Source organism: Streptomyces sp. NPDC021225 (assembly GCF_044332865.1).
GTDB lineage: Bacteria > Actinomycetota > Actinomycetes > Streptomycetales > Streptomycetaceae > Streptomyces.
In genome coordinates, this window is record NZ_JBIRPV010000003.1 from 485,480 (window position 1) to 505,099 (window position 19,620).

Genomic DNA, 19,620 nt, shown 5'->3' on the forward strand with positions numbered 1-19,620 from the left:
GCGTGGGAGCGGATCGCCGCGATCTCGGGGGCCAGCGACGCCAGTTTCATGTCCACGTCAAGGCCGGGCGCGAGTTCGAAGCCGGGGACCTCGAGGACGCAGCCAGCAAGGCAAAGTTGCTCATCCGCGACCGCGACTCGAAGTTCACAACCGCCTTCGACGTCCTCACGGCCGATGCCGGTCCCAAGGCCGTCACCACCGGCATTCGGATACCCCGGATGAACTCGGTCATGGAGCGCTGGATACAGACCTGCCGCACGTGAACTCCTGGACCGGACCCTGATCTGGAACCAGAGCCACCTCCTCCACGCCCTGCGCGAGTATGAATCCTTCTACAACGAGCACCGCCCGCACAGGGCCCTGGAACAAGCCGCTCCATGCCGCCCACTACCCACACCCATCACCCAACAGGCTCAACTCGCCCACCTGAATATCGACCGAAGAGACCGACTCGGCGGGGTCCCTCCACGCATACCAGCATGCGGCCTGAGCTGCGTGGATGATGTATTGGCACCCGCAATCTCGGAGTTGTTGAAGCAACGAGGTACGCAGGAGGCCCTGTTGTCGCAGTTGTACGTTCTCGAGCCGTCCGAGTCCAACGCGTACACTTCGTCGTGTGACTGTCTCGCGCACAGGTTCGGTAACGCGGCGGATCAGCCCGACCGGGCGCCGGTGTGCGACACGGATCTGACGGATGAGCAGTGGGCCCAACTCAGGCCGCTGCTGCCGGTGCCGGCGTGGATGGAGGGCCGGGCCGGGCGTCCTAAGGGCTACTGCCACCGCCAGATGCTCGACGCTGTCTTCTACGTCCTGGAATCGGGATCAAGTGGCGGGCGATGCCGGTGGACTTTCCCGCCTGGGACCGGGTCTACGCCTTCTTCCGCCGCTGGCGCCGGACCGGGCTGATCGCCGAACTCCACGACCGGCTGCGCGGGAAGGTCCGCGAACAGGCGGGCGTGAAGCGGAGCCGAGTGCGGCGGTCATCGACTCGCAGTCGGTCAGGGCCGATGCGGTGGTCGGGGCCGGCAGCCGGGGCTACGACGGCGGAAAGAAGATCAACGGCGGGCGTCGGCACCTGATCTGCGACACGACCGGCCTGCTGCTGATGATCAACGTGACCGCGGGCGACGTCACCGACCGCCAGGCAGCCACCGACATGCTGCCCGCCCTGCACAGGCGCTTCCCTGCTGGTAAGTCCGGCTATCAGAACCTGCGGAATGACCTGCGGTTGAGGTCGTCAGGTACCACGCGGGGCGTACATGATCACGGTCATTCCCGTGAGGCAGACGAGGGCTCCGATGACGTCGAAGCGATCGGGGCGGTATCCGTCGGCGATCAGGCCCCAGGCGATCGACCCGGCACCCACCCGAAGGCGGTCTCGGACCTCAGGACATGCTGCCCCGGCACACCGTCCCCGGGGCCGGGGTGCGGCCCGTGCGGAGGTATTGGTCGACCGTCTCCGTGACGCAGCGGTTCTGCGGGTATGTGCCGTGGCCCTCCTCCTCGGCCGTCAGGAGCACGCCGACACCGTCGCCCAGGGCGCGGGCCATGTGGCGGGCGCCGGGGTATGGGGTAGTCGGGTCGCCGGTGCCGCCGACCACTAGGACGGGGGCCGCGCCGTCGGCGTTCACCTGGGGCGTGGCGCGCTCGCCGTCGAACGGCCAGTCGTAACAGAGGTAGACGCCGGTGGCCCAGGCCGCGCCGAAGACGGGTGAGGCGGCTTTGATGCGGGCCTTGTCCCTGTCGAGGCGTTCGAAGCCGGGGCGCAGGCTGGAGTCCGCGCAGGTGATCGCGGTCTGGGCGGCGCGGCTGCTGTCGCGCGGGATCGCCGCGCGGTCGGCGGAGCCGATGCCGTCCGCGCCCTTGCTCAGCGGACGGCCGTCGTTGTGGTCGATCAGCGCGGTGAGGGCCTTGGCAAGCGGCGACCAGCCGTCTGTGCCGAGGTCGAGATGGTCGCTGACGGCGTACGCGAGGTCGTCGGCGTCGAGGTTCCTTCCGCCGCCGGCCGGGGCGGGCTTCTTCTCCAGGCGGTCGGCCAGGCGCGCCATGCGTCGCGCGGCCTCCTCAGGCCTGTCGCCGGTCGGGCAGCGGGGGATACGGGCCGCGCAGTGCACAGCGAACCGGTCGAACGCCGCCTGGACCGCCTTGACCTGCGACACCTGCTCCTCGTCGAGGTCCTCGGTCGGATCGACGGACGCTTCGAGGACGAGCCGTCCGACGTGCGACGGGTACAGGTGGGCGTAGACCGCGCCGAGCGCCGTTCCGTACGAGACGCCGAAGTAGTGCAGCCGCTCGTCGCCGAGGAGGTAGCGCATCAGGTCGAGGTCGCGCGCGGTGTGCGAGGTGCCGATGTACGGGAGGAGCGCCCCGGAGTGTTCGGCGCAGGCGTCGGCCCCGTCGTAGCCGGTGTCGTCCGCGGTCTTCCCGCAGCGCACGGGGATGGTCGCGCCAACGCCGCGCGGGTCGAAGGAGACCAGGTCGTAGCGGTCGAGGAGCGGCTTGTACTGGTTGAGGAGTTCGGGCAGTCCGCTCACGCCGGACACGCCGGGGCCGCCGAAGTTGAGGACGAGCGAGCCGATGCGCCGGGCGTTCGGGCCGGTGGCCTTGCGGCGGATCAGGGCGACGTCGATCGTCCTGCCGTCTGGTTTCCGGTAGTCGAGGGGGGCCTTCATGGCGGCGCAGTCGTAGCCCGTGCGCGCGGTGGGCGGCGAGGTGCAGCGGGACCAGTGGAGGTGCTGGCCGGTGGTGAGCGCGGTGGGCAGACCGGCGGGCGGATTGTTCGCGGTGAACTCCGTACGCGGCTCCGCACTCCGGCCGGGAGCGTCGTGCTGGAACCAGGCGCCGACGGCCCCGATCGCGGCGAGGACGACCCCGGCGATGATGCGCGCACCGACCGAGAGGCCCGGTCTGCGGCTTCGTATCGGATGTGCGTCACTCATCGAAATCCCCGCGCTCCCGCCCCTGGACGCCCACCCCGTGCCCGCATGCCCGTACCCGTGATCGTCCGATCGTCGAATGAGTGCAGGGTACATGCCGCCTCCGACAGCACGGCTCGCGAGAGTACGCGGAAATTTAGACCGTTCCGTGCTCACACGACTCCTCCTGCGGTCCGGCCCGGCGTGTGCTGGACGCCGGGCTGCTGGGTGTGCGGCGGCGAGGCCGTCACCGGGGCGGACTTGTGGCCGGGGGCCGCGGGCGACGGCGCGCTCCCGCATGCCGTCCTGGAGCCTGGCGGCCAGCAGGGCGGCTGCTTCGAAGGTCCGGCGGGACTGCTCCACCGTGTCGACGTCGACGCCGGACTCCTGCTCCAGAAGGCGGCCGGCCCTCCGGCCGGTGTGGAATGGCCGCGAGTGCGACCTCGATGCGGCAGGCACGGCGACGGCGTACGGCCGGGAGCCCAGGCGCTCCGCATGTCGCGCTGCGTTGACCCGGGCGGCCAGGGCGCCGGCAGCGAGGCGGACCGGCTCGTACGGGGGCGCGGACCGCTTACCGCTTACCGGGCAGCGGGCGCAGCCACGGCCTGGTCCTCGGTGTCGCGCGGGTCCAGGGCGACGCGTGAACGCGCCGCGCATCACGTACACCACGGCGACAGTGTCCACGGCCGCCAGGACGACGCTGACCACCGGCCGCACCCGGGCCCATACCACCGCAGCCGCCTGAAGGGTGTCATTACTGCCGTACGGCGGCTGACCTGGGGCTTTGCGATGGCCCGAATATGGGCATGATCGCTGATTGTGGGTCCGCGACTGCTCTACCTGATCTTCTGCCGACTGCTGGGCTGCCTCCTCGAAGTTTCAGCTCAGCAGCGCAGGAGCCCTGTTGGTTTCCTATCCTGCCGCACTCGACCTCCCACACGCCCTGGTCGAGTGGGTCACGATGCTCCAGTTGACGGGTTTCGCCAGACAGCACGCTCAGCACGTGACCTTGCGCCCCGCCCAGCAACTCGTGGGCATCACATAACCCTGAACGCGTCATTCACGCTCCAGGCAGGATGTCTCCGTGCATCACATCCTGTGCGGGCTCGCCGCCAACCCTGCCTTGTCGTCCGAGCTGGTCGACCGGCTGATATCCATCGCGGACGACGACATCGCCGCGGGCCTCTCCTGTCGCGCGGACCTCAGCCGTGCACAGGCGGTCGCGCTGGCCGAGCGCGTCGACGAGAGCGCGGTGCAGCTCGCGTACGAGGGTCGGCTGACCGCCGCCGACATCGATCCCGCTGCCTGGCCGGATGCCGCCCTCGCCCTGCTCGACCAGGGTGTCGGCCGCCCGGAGTGGGCGCGTCTCCTTGTGGCGGATCCGGTCCGTGAGCGTCGGGAGAAGCTGGCAGCCTGCCGCGGACTCCCGTCCGACGTGGTGGACACGCTCGCGGCGGACCCGGACGTACGTGTCGTCGCCGAGCTTGCGTTGTGGACCACCCCGGACGTGGCCGCGAGGCTCGCGGCCCATCCGCACGCCGAGGTCCGCCGTGCGGTGGCGAGCAACGAGGCGACACCCCCGGCCGCACTGGCAGCGTTGGTGACCGGGGAGGGGCTGCCTGCGGCGCGACGCTGTCTGGTCTGTGACCGCGAGGAGACCCCCTTCGTTCACGATCGGCAGTGTCCACGGCCCGACTGCGACCTGCTGCCGGGCGCCTCCTGCGACGGCTCCCACCAGTCCACCGTCCACGTTATGCGGGAGGCTGCGCTCCGTAATCCCGCCACCCCCGTCGAAGCCGTCGTCGGCTTCGTGGACCATCCGTCGATGCAGTTGCGCTGGGCGCTCGCCGCCCGTCAGGACCTGCCCCAGCAGGCCTGCGCACGGCTCGCTTCGGACCCCACTCCCGGCACCCGCGCCGACCTTGCCGAAAATCCTGCGATCGACGATGCCCTGATCCGTGCGCTGGCTGGCGACCGTGACCCCGACGTGCGCCGCAGGCTCGCACACCATCCCCGCGTACCGCTCGACGTGCTCGCCCACCTGGCCCGGACTACCAAGATCGGTGCCACCCTTCTGCCCCGTATTGCCGCCTCTTCTCCCACCGAGGTCGAAGAGCTGGCCACGTCGCCAGACCCGGCCACCCGAACGCTCGTGGCCCAACGACGCGATTTGCCGCCCGAGATACGCGACCGGCTGGCCGACGACCCCGACGCGAAGGTGGTCAAGGCCCTCGCTCCGCACCCGGGCCTCACCGAAGCGCAGTTGCGCACCATGGTCGACCGACACGGTGTCCGTGTCCTGGCCAAGGTGGCGGCCAACCCAGACGCGCCCCCGGCCCTGCTGGAGGACCTGCTCCGGCACGAACCAGCGGTGCAGAAGGTGTTCCGTGAAGTTGCCCGACATCGCGGGGCGACGGCCTCGGCGCTGGTCGCTTGCCTGGCGGACAAGCGGGCGAGACCCGCAGCCGCCGGCCACCCAGCACTTCCGCCACCGGTCATCGCAGAGCTGCTCGCCGACACGGACTGGCAGGTAGTGGAAGCAGCAGCAGCCAACCCGTCCCTGCCGCTCGCCGTGATATCGGATCTGGTTGGCCGGCAGTGAGCGCACCCCCCGCCAAGTCGACAGCTCACTCGCCAAGTGAAGCGCTCAGTCACACTGCGCCGCCAGAATCCGCGCGCCAGTCCTCTACCCGCAGTAGAGTCGAGGTATGGCAGACGAAACGAGTATCAAGGTGAGTGCGGCTACCCGCGACCGGCTGGCTGCGCTGGCGGGCGAGCAGGGCACCACGATCCGGCAGCTCGTCGAGGAGCTCGCCGAAGGCCGGCCGACCCGGGCCGAGTACGCCGAGCGCGCCGAGCAGGCCCGCGCCGAGCTTGCCTCCGTCCTGGGCGTTGTGCCCAGCGAGCAGGCTGAGGCGAAGGCCCGCGGTCTCCTGGAGCGCCTTGGTGGCCGCCAGGGCTCGGCGGTCGCGTAGTGGGGCCGATTTCGGTCGTCCTGGACCACACGACCGCCGCCGCCCTCCATGATCCCAAGGACCCGCACAACGAGGCCGTCGCCGCGTTCTACGTCCGGGCCTCCGGCGGGCTGGGCACCCTGTACGCCCCCGCGCTCTCCCTCACCGCCGGCGACGCCGAGCAACCCGGGCTCCTCGCCTACATCAACGGACTGCGGTTCATCACGATCGAGCCCTTCGACACGCAGGCCGCGCTCATCGCCAGCGAGCTGCTGTACGCCGGGCACTCCTGGGCGGCCGTCCACGCCATCCACGCCGCTCGCCCCTCCGCCGACTTTCCTGCTGGGCGCTTCCTGCTCACCCTGACGCCCGAGGTGTACGAAGGGACCGGTGTCCAGGCCGTCCATCCCGACCAGTAGGCCGATTGGTGATGGCGATTCCTGAAAACGGCCGGGGTCACTCCTCGCCTCACTTGGTTGGTCCTTGATGTGTGTGGGGAAGCTGGGGAGCGAGGAGCGCGGCTTGATCACCTGTGGGTAGGTTCTGGCCATGACTGGTGACTGGCGGATGGACCGGAGCGGGGCTGCTCTGCGCGGGGAGAACCCAACCGTGCTGCGGCGGCTTGAGTCGGGATTCGCGGTGATCGGGGACGTTCAGTTCTTGTCGGGCTACTCGGTCCTCCTCGTGGACGAATCCGGTGTTCAACGGCTGTCTGACCTGCCGAAGGCCAAGCGGCTGGCGTTTCTGTCTGATATGGACCAGCTCGGGGAAGCGGTTGAGCGGGCCTGTCGGCGGCTGGATCCCGATTTTCGCCGGGTCAACCTGGAGATCCTCGGCAACACGGACCCGTTCTTGCATGCCCACGTCTGGCCGCGGTTCGAGTGGGAGCCGGCCGAGCTGGTGGGCAAGCCTGTGTGGCTGTATCCGCATGAGCGGTGGAGTGATGAGCGGTTCAGGCTCGGTCCGCAGCATGACGTGCTTCGGGATGCGATCAGCAGCGAATTGGACCGGTTGCGTTCGACGGTCTGACGGTGTGGGTCCGCCGACCGCCAGGTCGGCGGGATCATTGGCAGGGGTGGCGGCTGGGCACCGCACTCCAAGGCGCTCGTCGGCTACCTTGAAGTCGTCGACCAGTGGGAGGACAACGCCCTGCTCGGCGTGCTGTAGGTCACGCTGTCCAGATAGCACTCGCGGCGCGTCTGACGTCGATGAAGGCGTTCCGCCGACCTTGCGCTTGCCGAAAATATCATCCGCCCTGGTGGGATGCGGTGCGCACGGTGTACCGGAGGTCGACCGGCGAAGTCGCCTGAAGGGGCGCCCTCGCGAGGCCGGCGCTTACCGCGGCAAGATGATCGACCGTGTTGCTGCGACTGGCCTGCTTGGGCGTGGCGAATGCGTTTGCCATGCTGCGCCTGCTATCGATGGGCGATCGGGACAAGACTGTCGAGATACTCGCCTTGCGGCACCAGATCATGGTGCTGGAGCGCCAACTCGGCAAGGAATCGGCTGCGGTTCACCCCGAGCTCCTCGCCCTCGGCTATCCGCCCTTCGTCCTTGAGGGCACCCCGGCCCACCGGCTGGTCGCCTACTGTGCCGAACCCGCGACTCCCGAGCACGACGCCGCGGCCCTGCTGGACCTGCTCACCCAGGAGCCCTCCCGGCGCGGCGTGGACCGGGTCACCCCTTCAGACCTCCGGCCAGGAGATCCGCTCGCCAGAAGCGCTGCAAGCTCAGGACCAGGGCGATCAGTGGAAGGACCGAGACGGCCGAGCCCATGATGACCAGGGGGTAGAGGTCGGTGTCTCCTGCTCCCTTGGAAAGAAACGTGTACAGGCCCAGCGTAATGGGGTATTTGTCCTGGTCGGAGAGCATGACGAACGGCAGCAGGAAGTTGTTCCAGATGCCGACGAACTGCAGCAGGAACACCGTCACGAGACCGTGGGTCATCATGGGCAGGGCGATGGAGGCAAAGGCCCGCACCTCGCCGGCCCCGTCCAGACGAGCGGCTTCCAAGGTGCTGTCCGGTACCGCGGAGGCGGCGTAGACCCGGCACAGGAAGATGCCGAACGGGTTGATGATGACGGGCAGCAGCACGGACCAGTACGTTCCGGCGAGTCCGAGGCGCGCCATGAGCAGGTACTGCGGGATGGCGAGCACGATGCCGGGGACGAGCACGCCGGCGAGGATGGCGGAGAAGAGGATTTCCCGGCCGCGGAAGCGGAATTTCGCCAGGGCATATCCGGCCATGGCGGAGACCAGGGTGGATGCCAGCGCGCCAACGCCCGCGTACAAGAGGGAGTTGCTCGCCCACTGCCAGAACTGTCCCCCGGCGTAGGTGCTCAGGTTGCTGAGGTTCCGGAGCAGTCCCGTACCGGGCGCGAAGGAAAAGCTGGTGAACAGTTCGCGGGGGCTCTTGGAGGCGGCGATGACGACCCACACGACGGGGGTGAGGCAGTACAGCGCGCCGAGGAGGAGGGCGATCGTCGGCAGCCAGGGCCGTCTGACCGGGGGGTTGCGCCGGGGCAGCGGGCGGGTGGCCGGGCGAAGGGCGCGTTCCCGGGCGGGCGCGCTCATGCGTTGTCTCCGAAGGTGCGGCGCTGGAGAACACGCAGCAGGAGCAGCGAGAGGGCGAGGATGCCCAAGGCCAGTACGGCGGAGGCGGCGGCCGCACCACCGAGATTGTCGTTCATGAAGGCCTCTTGGTAGATCTTCATCAGAGGTACCCAGGTGAAGGAGATGGTCGTGGTGAGCGGCCGTAGCGTGGCCGGTTCGCTGTACAACTGCAAGGTTCCGATGACGGAGAACAGGCCGGTCAGCACGAGGGCGGGCGCGACCAGGGGGACCTTGATGCGGAGAGCGATCTGCAGTTCGCTCGCGCCGTCGATGCGGGCCGCCTCGTAGACCGAGGGCGGGATGGACCGCAGCGCGGTGTAGATGATCACCATGTTGAAGCCGACGCCGGACCACAGCGCGATGTTGGCGAGGGAGAAGTACAGCGTCGGATAGCCGAAGAAATCCAGTGGGCCCGCGTGGAGTTTGTCGGCGAGGTAGTTCACCGGGCTGGTGCTGGGCAGATACAGGAAGCCCCACAGGAGGCTGGCGATGACGCCGGGCACGGCGTAGGGCAGGAAGATGGCGGTTCGGGCGAAGCCACGGGCACGGATGCGGGGAGTGTCCAGGAGCAGCGCAAACAGCAGCGCCAGACCGAGAACACTGGGGACGGCGATGACGCCGTACAGGAGGGTCCGGCCGAGCCCGGCGAGGAATTCGTGATCGGTGAAAACAGCCTGGTAGTTGTCGAGCCCGACGAAGGTCTCGACCCGTCGGCCGAACGCACCGCCGCCTTGGATCCGGAACCCGCGGAAGCTGAGGTAGAGCGAGTACCCGATCGGGATGATCAAGAACATGACGAAGAGGAGGAGGGCCGGGGCGGCGAACAGCCACGGCGTGGCCTGGGTCCGGATTCGCCTGCGGCGGCTCGGCGGTGGGGCGGTGGCGGGCCGCGGGGGTGAGGCGGCGGTGCGTGGCATAGTGGGTCCTGGTGTTCTCGGAAGGCCGCGTAATGGAAGCGTCCGGCCCGGGCCGCGTTACTGAGTGACGGTGTAGCCCGATTTCTTCAGGTCGTTGACGACCGTTTTCTGGGTCGCTCGGTACACCTCGCGGAACGAGGTCTTGTTGAGCGCGGCTTTGTTCAGCGCATCAGTGAACGCGCTCTGGGCGACGTTGACGTTGGGGCCCCAGACGACCCGGATGGTGGTGTTCTTGATGACCCGCTCGGCGACCTTGTAGAAGTCCTTCTGCTGCGGCATGAGCTTGGGCGGCTCATGGGTGAGGGTCGCGGCACGGCCGGCGTTGCCGCTGGGGTAGATGTCGAGGCCGAGCAGCAGTTTGGAGCCCTCGTCGGAGGCGCCCAGCCAGGCCGCGAAGGCCGCCGCCTCCTTGGCGTGCTTGGACTTCGCCGGCACCAGGTAGGTGGAGCCGCCCTGGAAGGGCACGGCAGCGTCCCCGGCCTTCCACTGCGGCAGCGGCGCCGAAGCCCACTTGCCCGCCGTGTCCGGGGCGACGGAGTAGAGGACACTGGGAGCCCAGGAGCCGGCGGCCCAGCTGAGGATCTTCCCGTCGTTGACCTGTGCGTTCCACTCCGGTGTCAGGAGCGGCTCGACCTTGACCAGGCCCCGGTCGACCAGGTCCTGCCAGAAGTCGGCCGTCTTCAGCGACGCCTCACTGTCGATGCCAACGGTCCACCTCTTGCCGTCGTTGCTCCACCATTGGGCGCCGGCCTGGGCGGCGTGAGCTGCGAAGAACTCGAACTGGGTGGCGGAGAAGCTGGCGATGTAGGCGTCCGGGTCCTTCTTGTGGATCTGTTTGGCCGCGCTGGCGTACTCGGCCCAGGTGGTGGGGACCTTGACGCCGTACTTGGCGAAGAGGTCCTTGCGGTAGGTGAACATCATGGGCCCGATGTCCTGCGGAACGCCGTAGATCTGGTTGTTGAGGGTCGTCACGTCCCAGATGTTCGGATCTATCTTGTTCTTGACGCTCGCAACGTCCTTGGTGATGTCCTTCACCGCCCCGGCCACCACCAGGGACGGCAGCGCCCGGTACTCGAGTTGCACCACGTCGGGGGTGTCGTCGGCGCGATCGGCGGCGAGCAGCTTGGAGGCGGTCTCCGCGGTGCCCCCGACCTCCGACAACTTGATCGTGACGTTGGGGTGCTCCTGGTGGTACTTGTCCACGATGGCCTTGGCCGCCGGGTCCCCGCCCTTGACGCTATAGGTCCAGAACTGAAGCGTGACCGGCCCGCCGTCGGAGGCTGAGTCGTCGCTGGAGGAACAGCCGGTCAGCGAGGTGGCCGCGAGAACGCCTGCCAGTGTGGCGGTGGCCAGGCTCGCGGGGACTGGACGCCGCCACGGGCGGCCTGACCGGCTGGAGGGCAGCGGTGATGCGGTCATTTCACGTCTCCTTCGACGTGTGGTGCGTTCCGGCGTCTGCCGGTGTTCTTTGTCGGGATCTTGATGTTAACGTGAACAAGTTGTCAAGGCCTCTGCCGTGACGAATGCCGCTACGGCCCCACACCTGCCTCGGGCTCCCGCCCCACACCTGCCTGGAGTGCGCCCCATGCTGACCTTCGCCAACCCCGTTCTTGCCGGCAATCATCCGGACCCGTCGATCTGCCGGGTCGGAGAGGACTTCTACCTGGTCACTTCATCGTTCGCGTACTATCCCGGGATCCCGGTCTTCCACAGCCGCGACCTGGTTCGCTGGAGGCCACTGGGGCACGTGGTGCATCGGTCTGCCCAGGTGTCACTGACTGGGCTGGACGTCTCGGACGGCATCTGGGCCCCCACCATCCGTTATCACGAGGGCACCTTCTACGTGGTCTCCACCGTGGCGAAACACCGCCGGGGCAGCGTCACGTTCCTCTCCACCGCCTCCGACCCCGCCGGCCCCTGGTCGGACCCGATCGTGCTGGAGGCGGAGGGCATCGACCCCTCACTGTTTTTCGACGACGACGGTCGCTGCTGGTTCACCGCCTGCCGCGACGCCGTCCAGCCGGACGCGGGTGGCCCCGGTGAGCTGTGGATGCGCGAACTCGACCTCGAAACGCTGGCCTTGACCGGCCCGACCCACGTCCTGTGGCACGGCGCGATGCGCGGCGCCTGGGTCGAAGCGCCACATCTGTACAAGCGCGAGGGTGTGTACTACCTGGTCGCCGCGGAGGGAGGCACCGAAAGACATCACGCCGTGACCGCGGCCCGTTCCGACGCCGTGACCGGCCCCTATTCCACGGACCCCAGGAGCCCATTGCTCACCCACCGCCACCGCGGGGCGGCGGAACCGATACACAACGTCGGCCACGTCGACCTCGTCGACACACCTGCCGGAGAAACCTGGGCCGTGGCCCTGGGGGTGCAGTCGATCGGCGGCACGCACACCCTTGGCCGCGAGGTGTTCCTCGTCCCGGTCGAATGGACTCCGAGAGGTCCCGTCTTCGCACCGGACACCGGACGGGTGAGGCTGGCGGAACGGCTGCCTGCGGGAACCACGGCGACGGCCACGGGCCCACACCAGGACAGCCGAGTGCGGGACAACTTCAACGGCACCGCACTCGGCCTGGAATGGAACAGCCTCCGCGGACCGGTCGACGACCTCATTTCACCCCGCCCTGGGGGCGGCCTGACCATCCGCCTGTCCCCCGAGCCCCTCACATCCACGGGTACCCCCGCCTTCATCGCACGCCGCCAGCAGCATCTGCGCGTACGCGTCAGCACCCGCATCCGCTTCACCGCCGACACACCGGCCCAGGAAGCAGGGCTGACGGTCTTCCAGAACCACAACCACCACGCCACCCTGGCTCTCACCGTCGACGCCACCGGCACCCCTCATGTCGTACTCACCACTCGCGAGGCAGGCGCTGAGACCCGCCTCGCGGCGGTCGCCATGACGGACAGCGAGGTCATCCTCGCGGTCGACAGCGACGAGTCGGGTTACACATTCCACGCCAAAGACAGCACGTGGACCACGCTGGGCAGCATCGACCGGCCCTTCTTCAGCACGGAACGAGCCGGCGGGTTCGTCGGCGTCTACATCGGCCTGTACGGCACCGGCCACGCCGAAGCCGGCGAGGGGGAGGCGCACATACACTGGTTCGACTACGAGCCCGCTCCGGCCTCCCCGGACAGGGCCGGGAGCGACGGCACGGGCGGGCAGCTACAGCTGACCACCCGCTAGTGCTGTGACCGCAAACGATCACCGTGGTGCTCGGGCCGGTTGGATGTGACGACACGTCCGATCGGCACGGGGAGGCGGGATGGCGCAACCGGTCATGGTCCGCAGGTTGACCGGGGCGGAGGGGCAGAAGCTGCAGCGGATCGTGCGGAGGGGCAGCACCAGCACGGTGAGGTTCCGCCGGGCGACGATGCTGCTGGCCTCGGCGGGCGGGAACAGCGTCCCGGTGATCGCCCGGCTCGTCCAGGCGGCCGAGGACACCGTCCGTGACGTGATCCACAAATTCAACGAGGTCGGACTGGCCTGCTTGGACCCTCGGTGGGCGGGAGGCCGCCCCCGCCTGCTCACGGATGACGACGAGGACTTCGTCATCCAGACGGCCACCACCCGCCCCCACCAAGCTCGGCAAGCCCTTCACCCGCTGGTCGATCCGCAAGCTCGCCGACCATCTGCGGCGCAACATCGCCCGTCCGATACGGATCGGGCGCGAGGCCCTGCGCTGCCTGCTCGTGCGCCGCGGCATCACCTTCCAGCGCACCAAGACGTGGAAGGAGTCCAACGACCCGGACTTCGACGCCAAGCTGGACCGGATCGAGCATGCGCTGAACGAGCGCCCGGACCGGACTTTCGCCTTCGACGAGTTCGGGCCCCTGGGCATCCGCCCGACCGCCGGGTCCTGCTGGGCCGAGCAGGGCCGTCCCAACCGGCTGCCGGCGACCAAGCTGTGCTTCACGCCGACGAATGCCTCCTGGGCCAACCCGATCGAGGCGCATTTCGGGCCGCTGCGCCAGTTCACCCTCGCCAACTCGAACCATCCCAACCACACTGTTCAGACGAGGGCGTTGCACCGCTACCTTCGCTGGCGCAACGCCAACGCCCGACATCCCGACGTCCCGACCGCCCAGCGGCGTGAACGCGCCCGCATCCGCAGGGAGAAGGGCATCCGCTGGGGACGCCCCGCTACCAGCCGGCGACGTCTGATCGGTCACTCCGGCAAGGCCGGGCAGGTCAGCTCCGTGGCGTGAGTTCCCTCGGACCGTAGAGGGCCGTTGTCTCTCCGGTGGTCAGAGCCCAGTAGCGGTCGCCAAAGGACCAGTGCCACCATTCCGTGGGGTAGTTCACCAGGCCCGCAGCAGTGAGCACGGCACCCAGCACCTTCCGGTTGGCGCGGGCTTCCTCGCTGATGTTGAGGGCGTGGGTGTAGCAAGCGCCCGCGCTTTCCTCCGGATCCGCATTCATTCGCGTGCCCAGGTCCAGCTCGCGCCCGGCGGTGTCGGCCAGGGTGAGGTCGACGGCCGCGCCAGCACTGTGCGGGGCAATATCGGGCGGGGACACATATCGGCTCGCCGCCGCGTGGATCTGCTCGGCAGGCCATCCCGGGTGGTCGGCGCGCAGTTGGCTGGCATACTCCTCGAAGTACTCCCGCTGCAGTGAGGGCGGCCGGTACCCCTCGACGAAAAGCAACCGCATGCCCTGCGGAAGCATCGCCTGAGCCTTGAGCAGCCGCTCCAGCATGCCTTCCCGCAGGTACGCGAAGGCATCCGCTGGATCTTGCTTGCGTACATCGACCAGCAACGAGCCGCCACGGCGGACGTCCACGAGGCGTTCACCGCATTCCGCAACGGGTATGGCGGCGACTTTCGGGTCAGCCATCAAGACGATCTCATTCATGACGCGATCATCCCGCACGGCTCACCCCTGCGAACCTCCCGGTCAGAGCACTAGACGCAATACCAGGACTCTGTTGGTGATCTTCTGGGGTCATGCGGTGGCCGTACACAGGGCGTGGAAGCGTGTTGACCGGGCGGCGGGTGGTCGTGGGCTCGGCTACCCAGTCGGCGATGCGGGTGAGGTTGCAAGCCAGCGCGGTCAGGACGTGCTGTACGTGCGTTCTGGCGAGACCGCGGTAGCGGGATCTGGCGCATCCCGCAGGTGCGGATATTCTGGGAAATGGCGGCCTCGATCCCAGACCGGATCGCACAGCACCGCTGCCATGCCTCGGTCTGCTGTTCCACCCGGTTGCGGGTCTGGATTTCGTGGAGTTCACGTGTAGGCAGGAGCGCGAGAGCGCGGGGGACGGGTGGCGGAGGTGGTGCACTGGGGACGGTCGGAGCAGGCCAGGCATGTGGCCTTGTCGAAACGGACCTGGATGTAGTCATGGCCGTTGATGCGCAGTGGCCCCCAGTTCCGGCTGACCTGCCCGCGAGCGCAGGTGACCTGCTCGTTGTCCCAGTCCACGGCGAAGGCGGACTTGTCGAAGCCGCCACCGCTTTTGGCCTGGCGGCTGTGGTCGGGCACCACCGGGCCCAGCAGGGTGATGCCGTGGACCCGGCGGGCACGTTCGATCCGGGCCGGGGCGATGTAAGTGGCATCGACGGCATGTTCGGACGGGGCCAGGCCCTGCGTCGGCAAGATCGTCGTGGATCTGCTCTGTGAGTTCGCCGTCCTGGACCGGGGCGATCGTGGTGGCCACGTGGATGACCACCTCGGGCCGGTCGGTGTCGCAGGTTTCGGTCAGGTGGACCCGGTAGCCGCTCCAGGCGGTGTCCCGCTGACGCAGTAGTGGGCATCGGTGTCGTACGGGGAGTCGAACCGCAGGCGAGCAGGGGGCAGCGCTGACCGTCACGCCAGCGCAACCGCCCTCGGGCGTCCCAGTGGTAGTGATGAACCCACACCCGACGCAGGATCTCCACCTGCGGTAACACTCGCAGCCGGGTGGAGCATCAGGTGCCCACGCGGCGGTCAGGATCTTCTGGCCGTCCCGGCCGAAGGTCTCTGCCATCGCGGCGACCTTCGGCCCTCCCGCCGAGGACCTTGCCGATATCCACCTTGCGTCCGTAGCGCTTGCCCCACTCCGGCTCGATCAACGGCAGCAGCCAGTCCCCGTCGACCCCGGCCAGCTCCTCCAACGGGCCCGCAGTATCTCCCCGGCCAGTTCCAGTCGGCTCAGCGTGCGGACCGCCGCAAGCACATGGGTGGCATCGGTACGCTGCCGGCCCCGGATTTCAGCAGCCCGGCCTCCACCAGCCGCTTCAGCATCACCTGCAGCAGCCGGTCAGCGGCATCCCCTTCCGCCGGCCGGCCCGGAACTCGCTGAGCACTGAGTAGTCGAATCCCGGATCCTCCAGCTCCAGCCCCAGCGCGTACGTGAAGTCGATCCTTGTGCGCACGGCGTCCGCACGGTCCGACAGGTTCTCCGCGAACTGCAGCACCGACACCAGGGCCAACTGCCGCGGCGAGAACCCCGGACGGCCATCGCAGGGATACAGGTCCGCGAACTCCCCGTCCGCGAACAGCACATCCAACCGGTCCCGCACCAGCATCGCCGGCGTCCCCTTCGGACACGCCGCCGGTATTCAGGACGCGGAACCGGCGCGCGGAGCAGCGGTGCTGTGCCGCACGACGAGCTCCGGCGCGATCTTCTCGCGCGCTGCCTGCTCCCCGCGCAGCATCCGCATCAGCAGCTCGATGGCGTTTCTGCCGAGGCGGACGAAATCCTGTCGAACCGTGGTTAGGGCAGGCACCAGGAATCCGGCGCCCTTCATATCGTCGAACCCGACAAGTGACACGTCGTGCGGCACCTTCACGCCCCGTTCCGTGAACGCTGCCAGCACTCCCATGGCCATCTGGTCGTTCCCCGCGAAGACCGCGGTCGGCAGACCGGCGTCGTCCGTGCAGAGTTGGTGGCCGAGGCGAAACCCGCTCTCCGCGCTGAAGTCCCCTTCCAGCAGGGTTCCCTCCCCTCCCGCGGCAGCGAGTTCGGCCTGCCAGCCTTCGACGCGCGCCCGCGCGTCGAAGGTGCGCAGGGAACCGGTCAGATGGGCTATGCGCCGGTGCCCGAGGTCGAGAAGGTGCCGAACCGCCAGACGTGCGCCGAGCCCCTGATCGATCTCCACGAAGCTCAGATCGGGGTTGGGCACGCTTCCGGACATCACCACCGCCACAGGCACCCCAAAAACGAGGTCGGCCAGCGCTTCCACCGCGACGGGGCGGTCGGCGACGACCGCGATCGCCTCCACCGACTGATCGGTGAGCCGCTGCAGTGTCTCCACCAGGTCACCGGTGGTGCTCTCGCCCTGCCAGCTCGCCAGGCTGACCCAGTAACCGGCCTGTCTGGCAGCCGTCTCCACTCCCAGAAGTACGCGGGGCAGTTCAAACAGCTCCGACCCGACGATCACCACACCTATCGTCGACGAACGGCGGCTCTTGAGGGCCCTGGCCACGCTGTTACGGCGATAGCCCAGCTTCCGGATCGCGGCCTCGACTCGGGTACGGGTCTCCGGTCGCACCGACGGATGACCGTTGACGACACGGGAGACGGTGATGTGCGAGACGCCGGCCTCCCGCGCCACGTCCATCATTCCCGGCGGCCGGTTCATGTCACTCATTTCCCTGCTCTCGACCCCAGCACACAGCCTTACGCCACCACCGATACTGTCACAGGCTTGGCCTGTGCAGCCGAGCCACCGGCTGCGTCGTGCGGGGCGCATGCCCGCACGGCGCCGACCGAAGGCCCTCACGAAGTGATCACGAGCGCTCCGAGACCGTCACGGGGTCGCCCTGCCCGTCAGCGGGGGCGGCGGTCAGGGTCCAGGTGTTGGCGCCATCGGGGACGGTGGGGTGGCCCTCGGTGGTGGTGCGGTCTCAGGGACCTCGACGGTGCTCCCTGAAGGGTGTCTTTATTGCCGTATGGTCGTTGACCTGGGGCTTTGTGATCGTCCACGTGTGGGCATGATCACTGATTGTGGGTCTGCGACTGCTCTATTTGATCTTCTGCCGGCTACTGGGCTGTCTTCTTTTGTTGGGCCGGTCGGCCGCCGCGAACAACGCCGAGATCCTCGTGCTTCGTCATGAGGTCGCTGTGCCGCGTCGGCAGGTCGAGCGGCCGCGGCTTTCATGGGCTGATCGTGCCGTGCTCTCCGCTCTTGCCCGGCACCTGCCATCCGTCTTGCGCCGGCATCGCCTGGTTACCCCGGGGACGCTGCTGGCCTGGCACCGTCGTCTGGTGCGCAGCCGTAACTGTCGCAGGACGTGCAGTGGCAGCCGGTGAAGCAGCGCCGCCAGGAACGCCCGATCGCTGGGCGAGAAGCGGATCTTTTCCTTGCCGAGTTGGCGTTCCAGCACGGTGATCTGGTGGCGCAGGGCGAGGGTCTCCGCGTCCTTGTTCCGGTCGGTCATCGGCAGCAGGCGCAGCATCGCGAACGCGTTCGTCACACCGAGATAAGCCAGTCGCAGCAAGCACGATCGATCATCATGACGCGCTGACAGCAGCCGCGCGAGGGCGTCGGCTCGAGCGACTGCGGACATATTTCGGGAAACTGCGGGTGCCGATAAATCATGCGCGCAGCTCAGGCGGCGTGGTGGTATGCGTGGAGGGTTCCGCCGAGTCGGTCTCGTCTGTGGACTTCCAGGTGGGCGAGTTGGGCTTGTTGGGTGATGGGTGTGGGTAGCGGGCGGCGGGGCGCGGCTTGTTCCAGGGCTCTGTGCGGGCGGTGCTCGTTGTAGAAGGATTCGTACTCGCGCAGGGCGTGGAGGAGGTGGCTCTGGTTCCAGATCAGGGTCCGGTCCAGGAGTTCGGTGCGGCAGGTCTGTATCCAGCGCTCCATGAGCGAGTTCATCCGTGGTATCCGAATGCCGGTGGTGACGGCCTTGGGACCGGCATCGGTCATCAGGGCGTCGGAGGCGGTTGTGAACTTCGAGTCGCGGTCGCGGATCAGGAACCGTGCCCTGCTGCCCGCGTCTTCGAGGTCCATGAGGAGGTTGCGTCCGAGCTGCACGATCCAGTCCCCGGTCGGATGCGCGCTGGCACCCAGAATCCTGATGCGACGGGTGATGTGCTCGATGACGGCGAAGACGTACAGGCGCGCCCCCGTCAGCGTGCGGACTTCGAACAGATCGCAGGAGAGAAGGGCCTCGGCCTGGCTGCGGAGGAAGTCGGCCCAGGTGGTGCTCTGCCGTTCGGGGGCGGGTGGGATGCCGTGCTCGCGGAGGATCTCCCAGACGGTGGAGGCGGCGACCCTGATTCCCAGGGCTGCGAGTTCGCCGTGGACCCGGCGATATCCCCACGAGGCATTCTCCTTGGCCAGGCGCAGGATCAGGGCGCGGATCGATCGCATGGTGCGTGGGCGTCCGCGTCCCCTGGGTACGCAGGTCGCGGCATGGCGCCGCCTGAGCAGTTCACGATGCCAGCGCAACACTGTGTCGGGGCGGACCAGGAGCAGAAGGTGTCGCAGTCTGTCTTTGGGGAGGTGGTGGAGCAGGCCCGCGAGGATGGCACGGTCGCTGTCGGTGAAGCTCGGCTTGCCGACCTGGCGCTGCAGGACCAGCAGTTGGTGCCGGCGGACGAGGATCTCGATGTCCTTCTCGTTGTCGCTCATCGGCAGGAGGCGTAGGACCGTCAGGGCATTGGTCGCGGCGAGGTAGGCCAGACGCAGCAGCACGGCACATCATGATGCCGCCGGTGCGTTGGACAGGAGAAGACGCCTGGGCCAGCTCATGCAGAGCCGAAGATTACTGATCAAGCCCCCACCTGCATGGATGATTTTTCGGCACCCGCAATGTGCGGCCGGGGACGACCGGTGGCACGCGCACCGTCTGGGTTACACGGTCAAGACCCTGACCCGTGCGTGCATGGTTGCCACCGGACAGCCGGTGAAGCATGTGATCGATGCCCGTGCCGCGTTGGAGGTGCAGCGGTTGCCGGCGCACACGGATGAGCCGGTGGCGACCGTCGCCAGCCGTCTGAGTTTTCCCGCCCCCACCAACTTCGGGACGTTCTTGACCCGTCACATCGGCACCTGCCCCGGCACCTTCCGCCACATCCACCAGGGCCAGTAGCGGTTCCGTGAAGGCTAGGTGGCGGGCGCGGCCGATGTTTCGAAGCGCTTCGACAGCGATGTCCGCAGGTGAAGGAAATGTGTCTTCCTGTGCAGAGCCTTGCTGTTCAGAGGCCCCGTCATTACTGTCCACGCAGACGCAAGCGCTTCGACACTTCGCACCTGCGTCTGGCAAGCCCGGTGCTTGAA

Annotated in this window: 17 protein-coding genes and 7 pseudogenes; 12 read left to right on the forward strand and 12 right to left on the reverse strand. The window is 68.1% G+C overall.

Annotated features, from left to right (window positions below; genetic code table 11):
- Positions 1-86: 86 nt before the first annotated feature.
- The 3 pseudogenes from ACH4S9_RS15860 to ACH4S9_RS15870 form a co-directional block, all read left to right on the forward strand.
- A pseudogene (locus ACH4S9_RS15860) lies at positions 87-490 on the forward strand (integrase core domain-containing protein); the annotation flags it as partial.
- Positions 491-495: 5 nt separating this feature from the next.
- Positions 496-860, forward strand: a pseudogene (locus tag ACH4S9_RS15865) (transposase); the annotation flags it as partial.
- A gap of 152 nt (positions 861-1,012) precedes the next feature.
- A pseudogene (locus ACH4S9_RS15870) lies at positions 1,013-1,120 on the forward strand (IS5/IS1182 family transposase); the annotation flags it as partial.
- A 117-nt stretch (positions 1,121-1,237) separates the two neighbouring features.
- On the opposite strand, the pseudogene ACH4S9_RS15875 reads toward ACH4S9_RS15870, so the two are convergent.
- Together ACH4S9_RS15875 and ACH4S9_RS15880 are read right to left on the reverse strand one after the other, a co-directional pair.
- A pseudogene (locus tag ACH4S9_RS15875) lies at positions 1,238-1,360 on the reverse strand (hypothetical protein); the annotation flags it as partial.
- A 25-nt stretch (positions 1,361-1,385) separates the two neighbouring features.
- Entirely contained in the window at positions 1,386-2,939 is a 1,554-nt protein-coding gene (locus ACH4S9_RS15880; RefSeq protein WP_398372283.1) for an alpha/beta hydrolase, read from the reverse strand.
- Between the two features lie 880 nt (positions 2,940-3,819).
- On the opposite strand from ACH4S9_RS15880, the pseudogene ACH4S9_RS15885 reads away from it, so the two are divergent.
- The 5 genes and pseudogenes from ACH4S9_RS15885 to ACH4S9_RS15905 form a co-directional block, all read left to right on the forward strand.
- Positions 3,820-3,942: pseudogene (locus ACH4S9_RS15885) on the forward strand (IS5/IS1182 family transposase); the annotation flags it as partial.
- Between the two features lie 57 nt (positions 3,943-3,999).
- Positions 4,000-5,517 carry a hypothetical protein gene (locus ACH4S9_RS15890; RefSeq protein WP_398372285.1) on the forward strand — a complete coding sequence of 506 codons (1,518 nt, stop codon included), beginning with the start codon at positions 4,000-4,002 and terminating at the stop codon, positions 5,515-5,517.
- A 106-nt stretch (positions 5,518-5,623) separates the two neighbouring features.
- Complete coding sequence (locus tag ACH4S9_RS15895) at positions 5,624-5,890, forward strand: hypothetical protein (protein WP_398372287.1); 267 nt, start codon at positions 5,624-5,626, stop codon at positions 5,888-5,890.
- A complete protein-coding gene (locus ACH4S9_RS15900) occupies positions 5,890-6,288 on the forward strand; it encodes a hypothetical protein (RefSeq protein ID WP_361188784.1) in 399 nt (132 codons plus the stop codon). The genes ACH4S9_RS15895 and ACH4S9_RS15900 overlap by 1 nt, the downstream gene beginning before the upstream one ends.
- Before the next feature lie 130 nt (positions 6,289-6,418).
- Complete coding sequence (locus ACH4S9_RS15905; RefSeq protein WP_398372289.1) at positions 6,419-6,898, forward strand: HIT family protein; 480 nt, start codon at positions 6,419-6,421, stop codon at positions 6,896-6,898.
- 648 nt (positions 6,899-7,546) lie between these two features.
- Here ACH4S9_RS15905 and ACH4S9_RS15910 read toward each other — a convergent pair.
- Genes ACH4S9_RS15910 through ACH4S9_RS15920 form a run of 3 tightly spaced genes read right to left on the reverse strand, consistent with a single transcriptional unit; the run spans position 7,547 to position 10,818 of the window.
- On the reverse strand, positions 7,547-8,443 hold the full coding sequence (locus ACH4S9_RS15910; protein ID WP_311730105.1) for a carbohydrate ABC transporter permease: 897 nt from the start codon (positions 8,441-8,443) through the stop codon (positions 7,547-7,549).
- On the reverse strand, positions 8,440-9,399 hold the full coding sequence (locus tag ACH4S9_RS15915) for a carbohydrate ABC transporter permease (protein ID WP_385339917.1): 960 nt from the start codon (positions 9,397-9,399) through the stop codon (positions 8,440-8,442). Before ACH4S9_RS15915 ends, ACH4S9_RS15910 begins: the two co-directional genes overlap by 4 nt.
- A 57-nt stretch (positions 9,400-9,456) precedes the next feature.
- The gene (locus ACH4S9_RS15920; protein ID WP_398372292.1) at positions 9,457-10,818 is read right to left on the reverse strand and encodes an ABC transporter substrate-binding protein; all 1,362 of its coding nucleotides are present in this window, start codon (positions 10,816-10,818) and stop codon (positions 9,457-9,459) included.
- Between the two features lie 166 nt (positions 10,819-10,984).
- On the opposite strand from ACH4S9_RS15920, the gene ACH4S9_RS15925 reads away from it, so the two are divergent.
- The 3 genes and pseudogenes from ACH4S9_RS15925 to ACH4S9_RS15935 all read left to right on the forward strand — a co-directional run bounded on the left by ACH4S9_RS15925 (position 10,985) and on the right by ACH4S9_RS15935 (position 13,620).
- Positions 10,985-12,598, forward strand: a complete 1,614-nt coding sequence (locus ACH4S9_RS15925; RefSeq protein WP_398372294.1) for a glycoside hydrolase family 43 protein — start codon at positions 10,985-10,987, stop codon at positions 12,596-12,598.
- Between the two features lie 187 nt (positions 12,599-12,785).
- Positions 12,786-12,989: pseudogene (locus ACH4S9_RS15930) on the forward strand (transposase); the annotation flags it as partial.
- The gene (locus ACH4S9_RS15935) at positions 12,946-13,620 is read left to right on the forward strand and encodes a hypothetical protein (protein ID WP_398372296.1); all 675 of its coding nucleotides are present in this window, start codon (positions 12,946-12,948) and stop codon (positions 13,618-13,620) included. The pseudogene ACH4S9_RS15930 and the gene ACH4S9_RS15935, both read left to right, overlap by 44 nt.
- On the opposite strand, the gene ACH4S9_RS15940 is transcribed toward ACH4S9_RS15935, so the two are convergent.
- The 7 genes from ACH4S9_RS15940 to ACH4S9_RS15970 form a co-directional block, all read right to left on the reverse strand.
- Complete coding sequence (locus ACH4S9_RS15940) at positions 13,604-14,266, reverse strand: M15 family metallopeptidase (RefSeq protein ID WP_398372298.1); 663 nt, start codon at positions 14,264-14,266, stop codon at positions 13,604-13,606. The genes ACH4S9_RS15935 and ACH4S9_RS15940 overlap by 17 nt on opposite strands.
- 372 nt (positions 14,267-14,638) lie before the next feature.
- Positions 14,639-15,007 carry a hypothetical protein gene (locus ACH4S9_RS15945; protein ID WP_398372299.1) on the reverse strand — a complete coding sequence of 123 codons (369 nt, stop codon included), beginning with the start codon at positions 15,005-15,007 and terminating at the stop codon, positions 14,639-14,641.
- 311 nt (positions 15,008-15,318) lie between these two features.
- Entirely contained in the window at positions 15,319-15,504 is a 186-nt protein-coding gene (locus ACH4S9_RS15950; RefSeq protein ID WP_311730111.1) for a hypothetical protein, read from the reverse strand.
- A gap of 129 nt (positions 15,505-15,633) precedes the next feature.
- Entirely contained in the window at positions 15,634-15,918 is a 285-nt protein-coding gene (locus tag ACH4S9_RS15955) for a transposase (RefSeq protein ID WP_398372302.1), read from the reverse strand.
- A 33-nt stretch (positions 15,919-15,951) separates the two neighbouring features.
- Positions 15,952-16,983: a LacI family DNA-binding transcriptional regulator gene (locus tag ACH4S9_RS15960; protein WP_361188764.1), complete on the reverse strand. Its 1,032-nt coding sequence runs from the start codon at positions 16,981-16,983 to the stop codon at positions 15,952-15,954.
- 460 nt (positions 16,984-17,443) lie between these two features.
- The gene (locus ACH4S9_RS15965; protein ID WP_398372304.1) at positions 17,444-17,833 is read right to left on the reverse strand and encodes a hypothetical protein; all 390 of its coding nucleotides are present in this window, start codon (positions 17,831-17,833) and stop codon (positions 17,444-17,446) included.
- A 110-nt stretch (positions 17,834-17,943) separates the two neighbouring features.
- Positions 17,944-19,035 carry an integrase core domain-containing protein gene (locus ACH4S9_RS15970; protein WP_398372306.1) on the reverse strand — a complete coding sequence of 364 codons (1,092 nt, stop codon included), beginning with the start codon at positions 19,033-19,035 and terminating at the stop codon, positions 17,944-17,946.
- Between the two features lie 142 nt (positions 19,036-19,177).
- On the opposite strand from ACH4S9_RS15970, the pseudogene ACH4S9_RS15975 reads away from it, so the two are divergent.
- Positions 19,178-19,432, forward strand: a pseudogene (locus ACH4S9_RS15975) (helix-turn-helix domain-containing protein); the annotation flags it as partial.
- Between the last annotated feature and the right edge of the window lie 188 nt (positions 19,433-19,620).

What these genes read in the sequence shown, in the direction of transcription:
- ACH4S9_RS15940 (WP_398372298.1), bottom strand. Translation starts at nt 14,266, where the DNA reads ATGAATGAGATCGTCTTGATGGCTGACCCGAAAGTCGCCGCCATACCC.
- ACH4S9_RS15955 (WP_398372302.1), bottom strand. Translation starts at nt 15,918, where the DNA reads ATGCTGGTGCGGGACCGGTTGGATGTGCTGTTCGCGGACGGGGAGTTC.
- ACH4S9_RS15880 (WP_398372283.1), bottom strand. Translation starts at nt 2,939, where the DNA reads ATGAGTGACGCACATCCGATACGAAGCCGCAGACCGGGCCTCTCGGTC.
- ACH4S9_RS15920 (WP_398372292.1), bottom strand. Translation starts at nt 10,818, where the DNA reads ATGACCGCATCACCGCTGCCCTCCAGCCGGTCAGGCCGCCCGTGGCGG.
- ACH4S9_RS15910 (WP_311730105.1), bottom strand. Translation starts at nt 8,443, where the DNA reads ATGAGCGCGCCCGCCCGGGAACGCGCCCTTCGCCCGGCCACCCGCCCG.
- ACH4S9_RS15905 (WP_398372289.1), top strand. Translation starts at nt 6,419, where the DNA reads ATGACTGGTGACTGGCGGATGGACCGGAGCGGGGCTGCTCTGCGCGGG.
- ACH4S9_RS15960 (WP_361188764.1), bottom strand. Translation starts at nt 16,983, where the DNA reads ATGAGTGACATGAACCGGCCGCCGGGAATGATGGACGTGGCGCGGGAG.
- ACH4S9_RS15895 (WP_398372287.1), top strand. Translation starts at nt 5,624, where the DNA reads ATGGCAGACGAAACGAGTATCAAGGTGAGTGCGGCTACCCGCGACCGG.
- ACH4S9_RS15935 (WP_398372296.1), top strand. Translation starts at nt 12,946, where the DNA reads ATGACGACGAGGACTTCGTCATCCAGACGGCCACCACCCGCCCCCACC.
- ACH4S9_RS15915 (WP_385339917.1), bottom strand. Translation starts at nt 9,399, where the DNA reads ATGCCACGCACCGCCGCCTCACCCCCGCGGCCCGCCACCGCCCCACCG.
- ACH4S9_RS15925 (WP_398372294.1), top strand. Translation starts at nt 10,985, where the DNA reads ATGCTGACCTTCGCCAACCCCGTTCTTGCCGGCAATCATCCGGACCCG.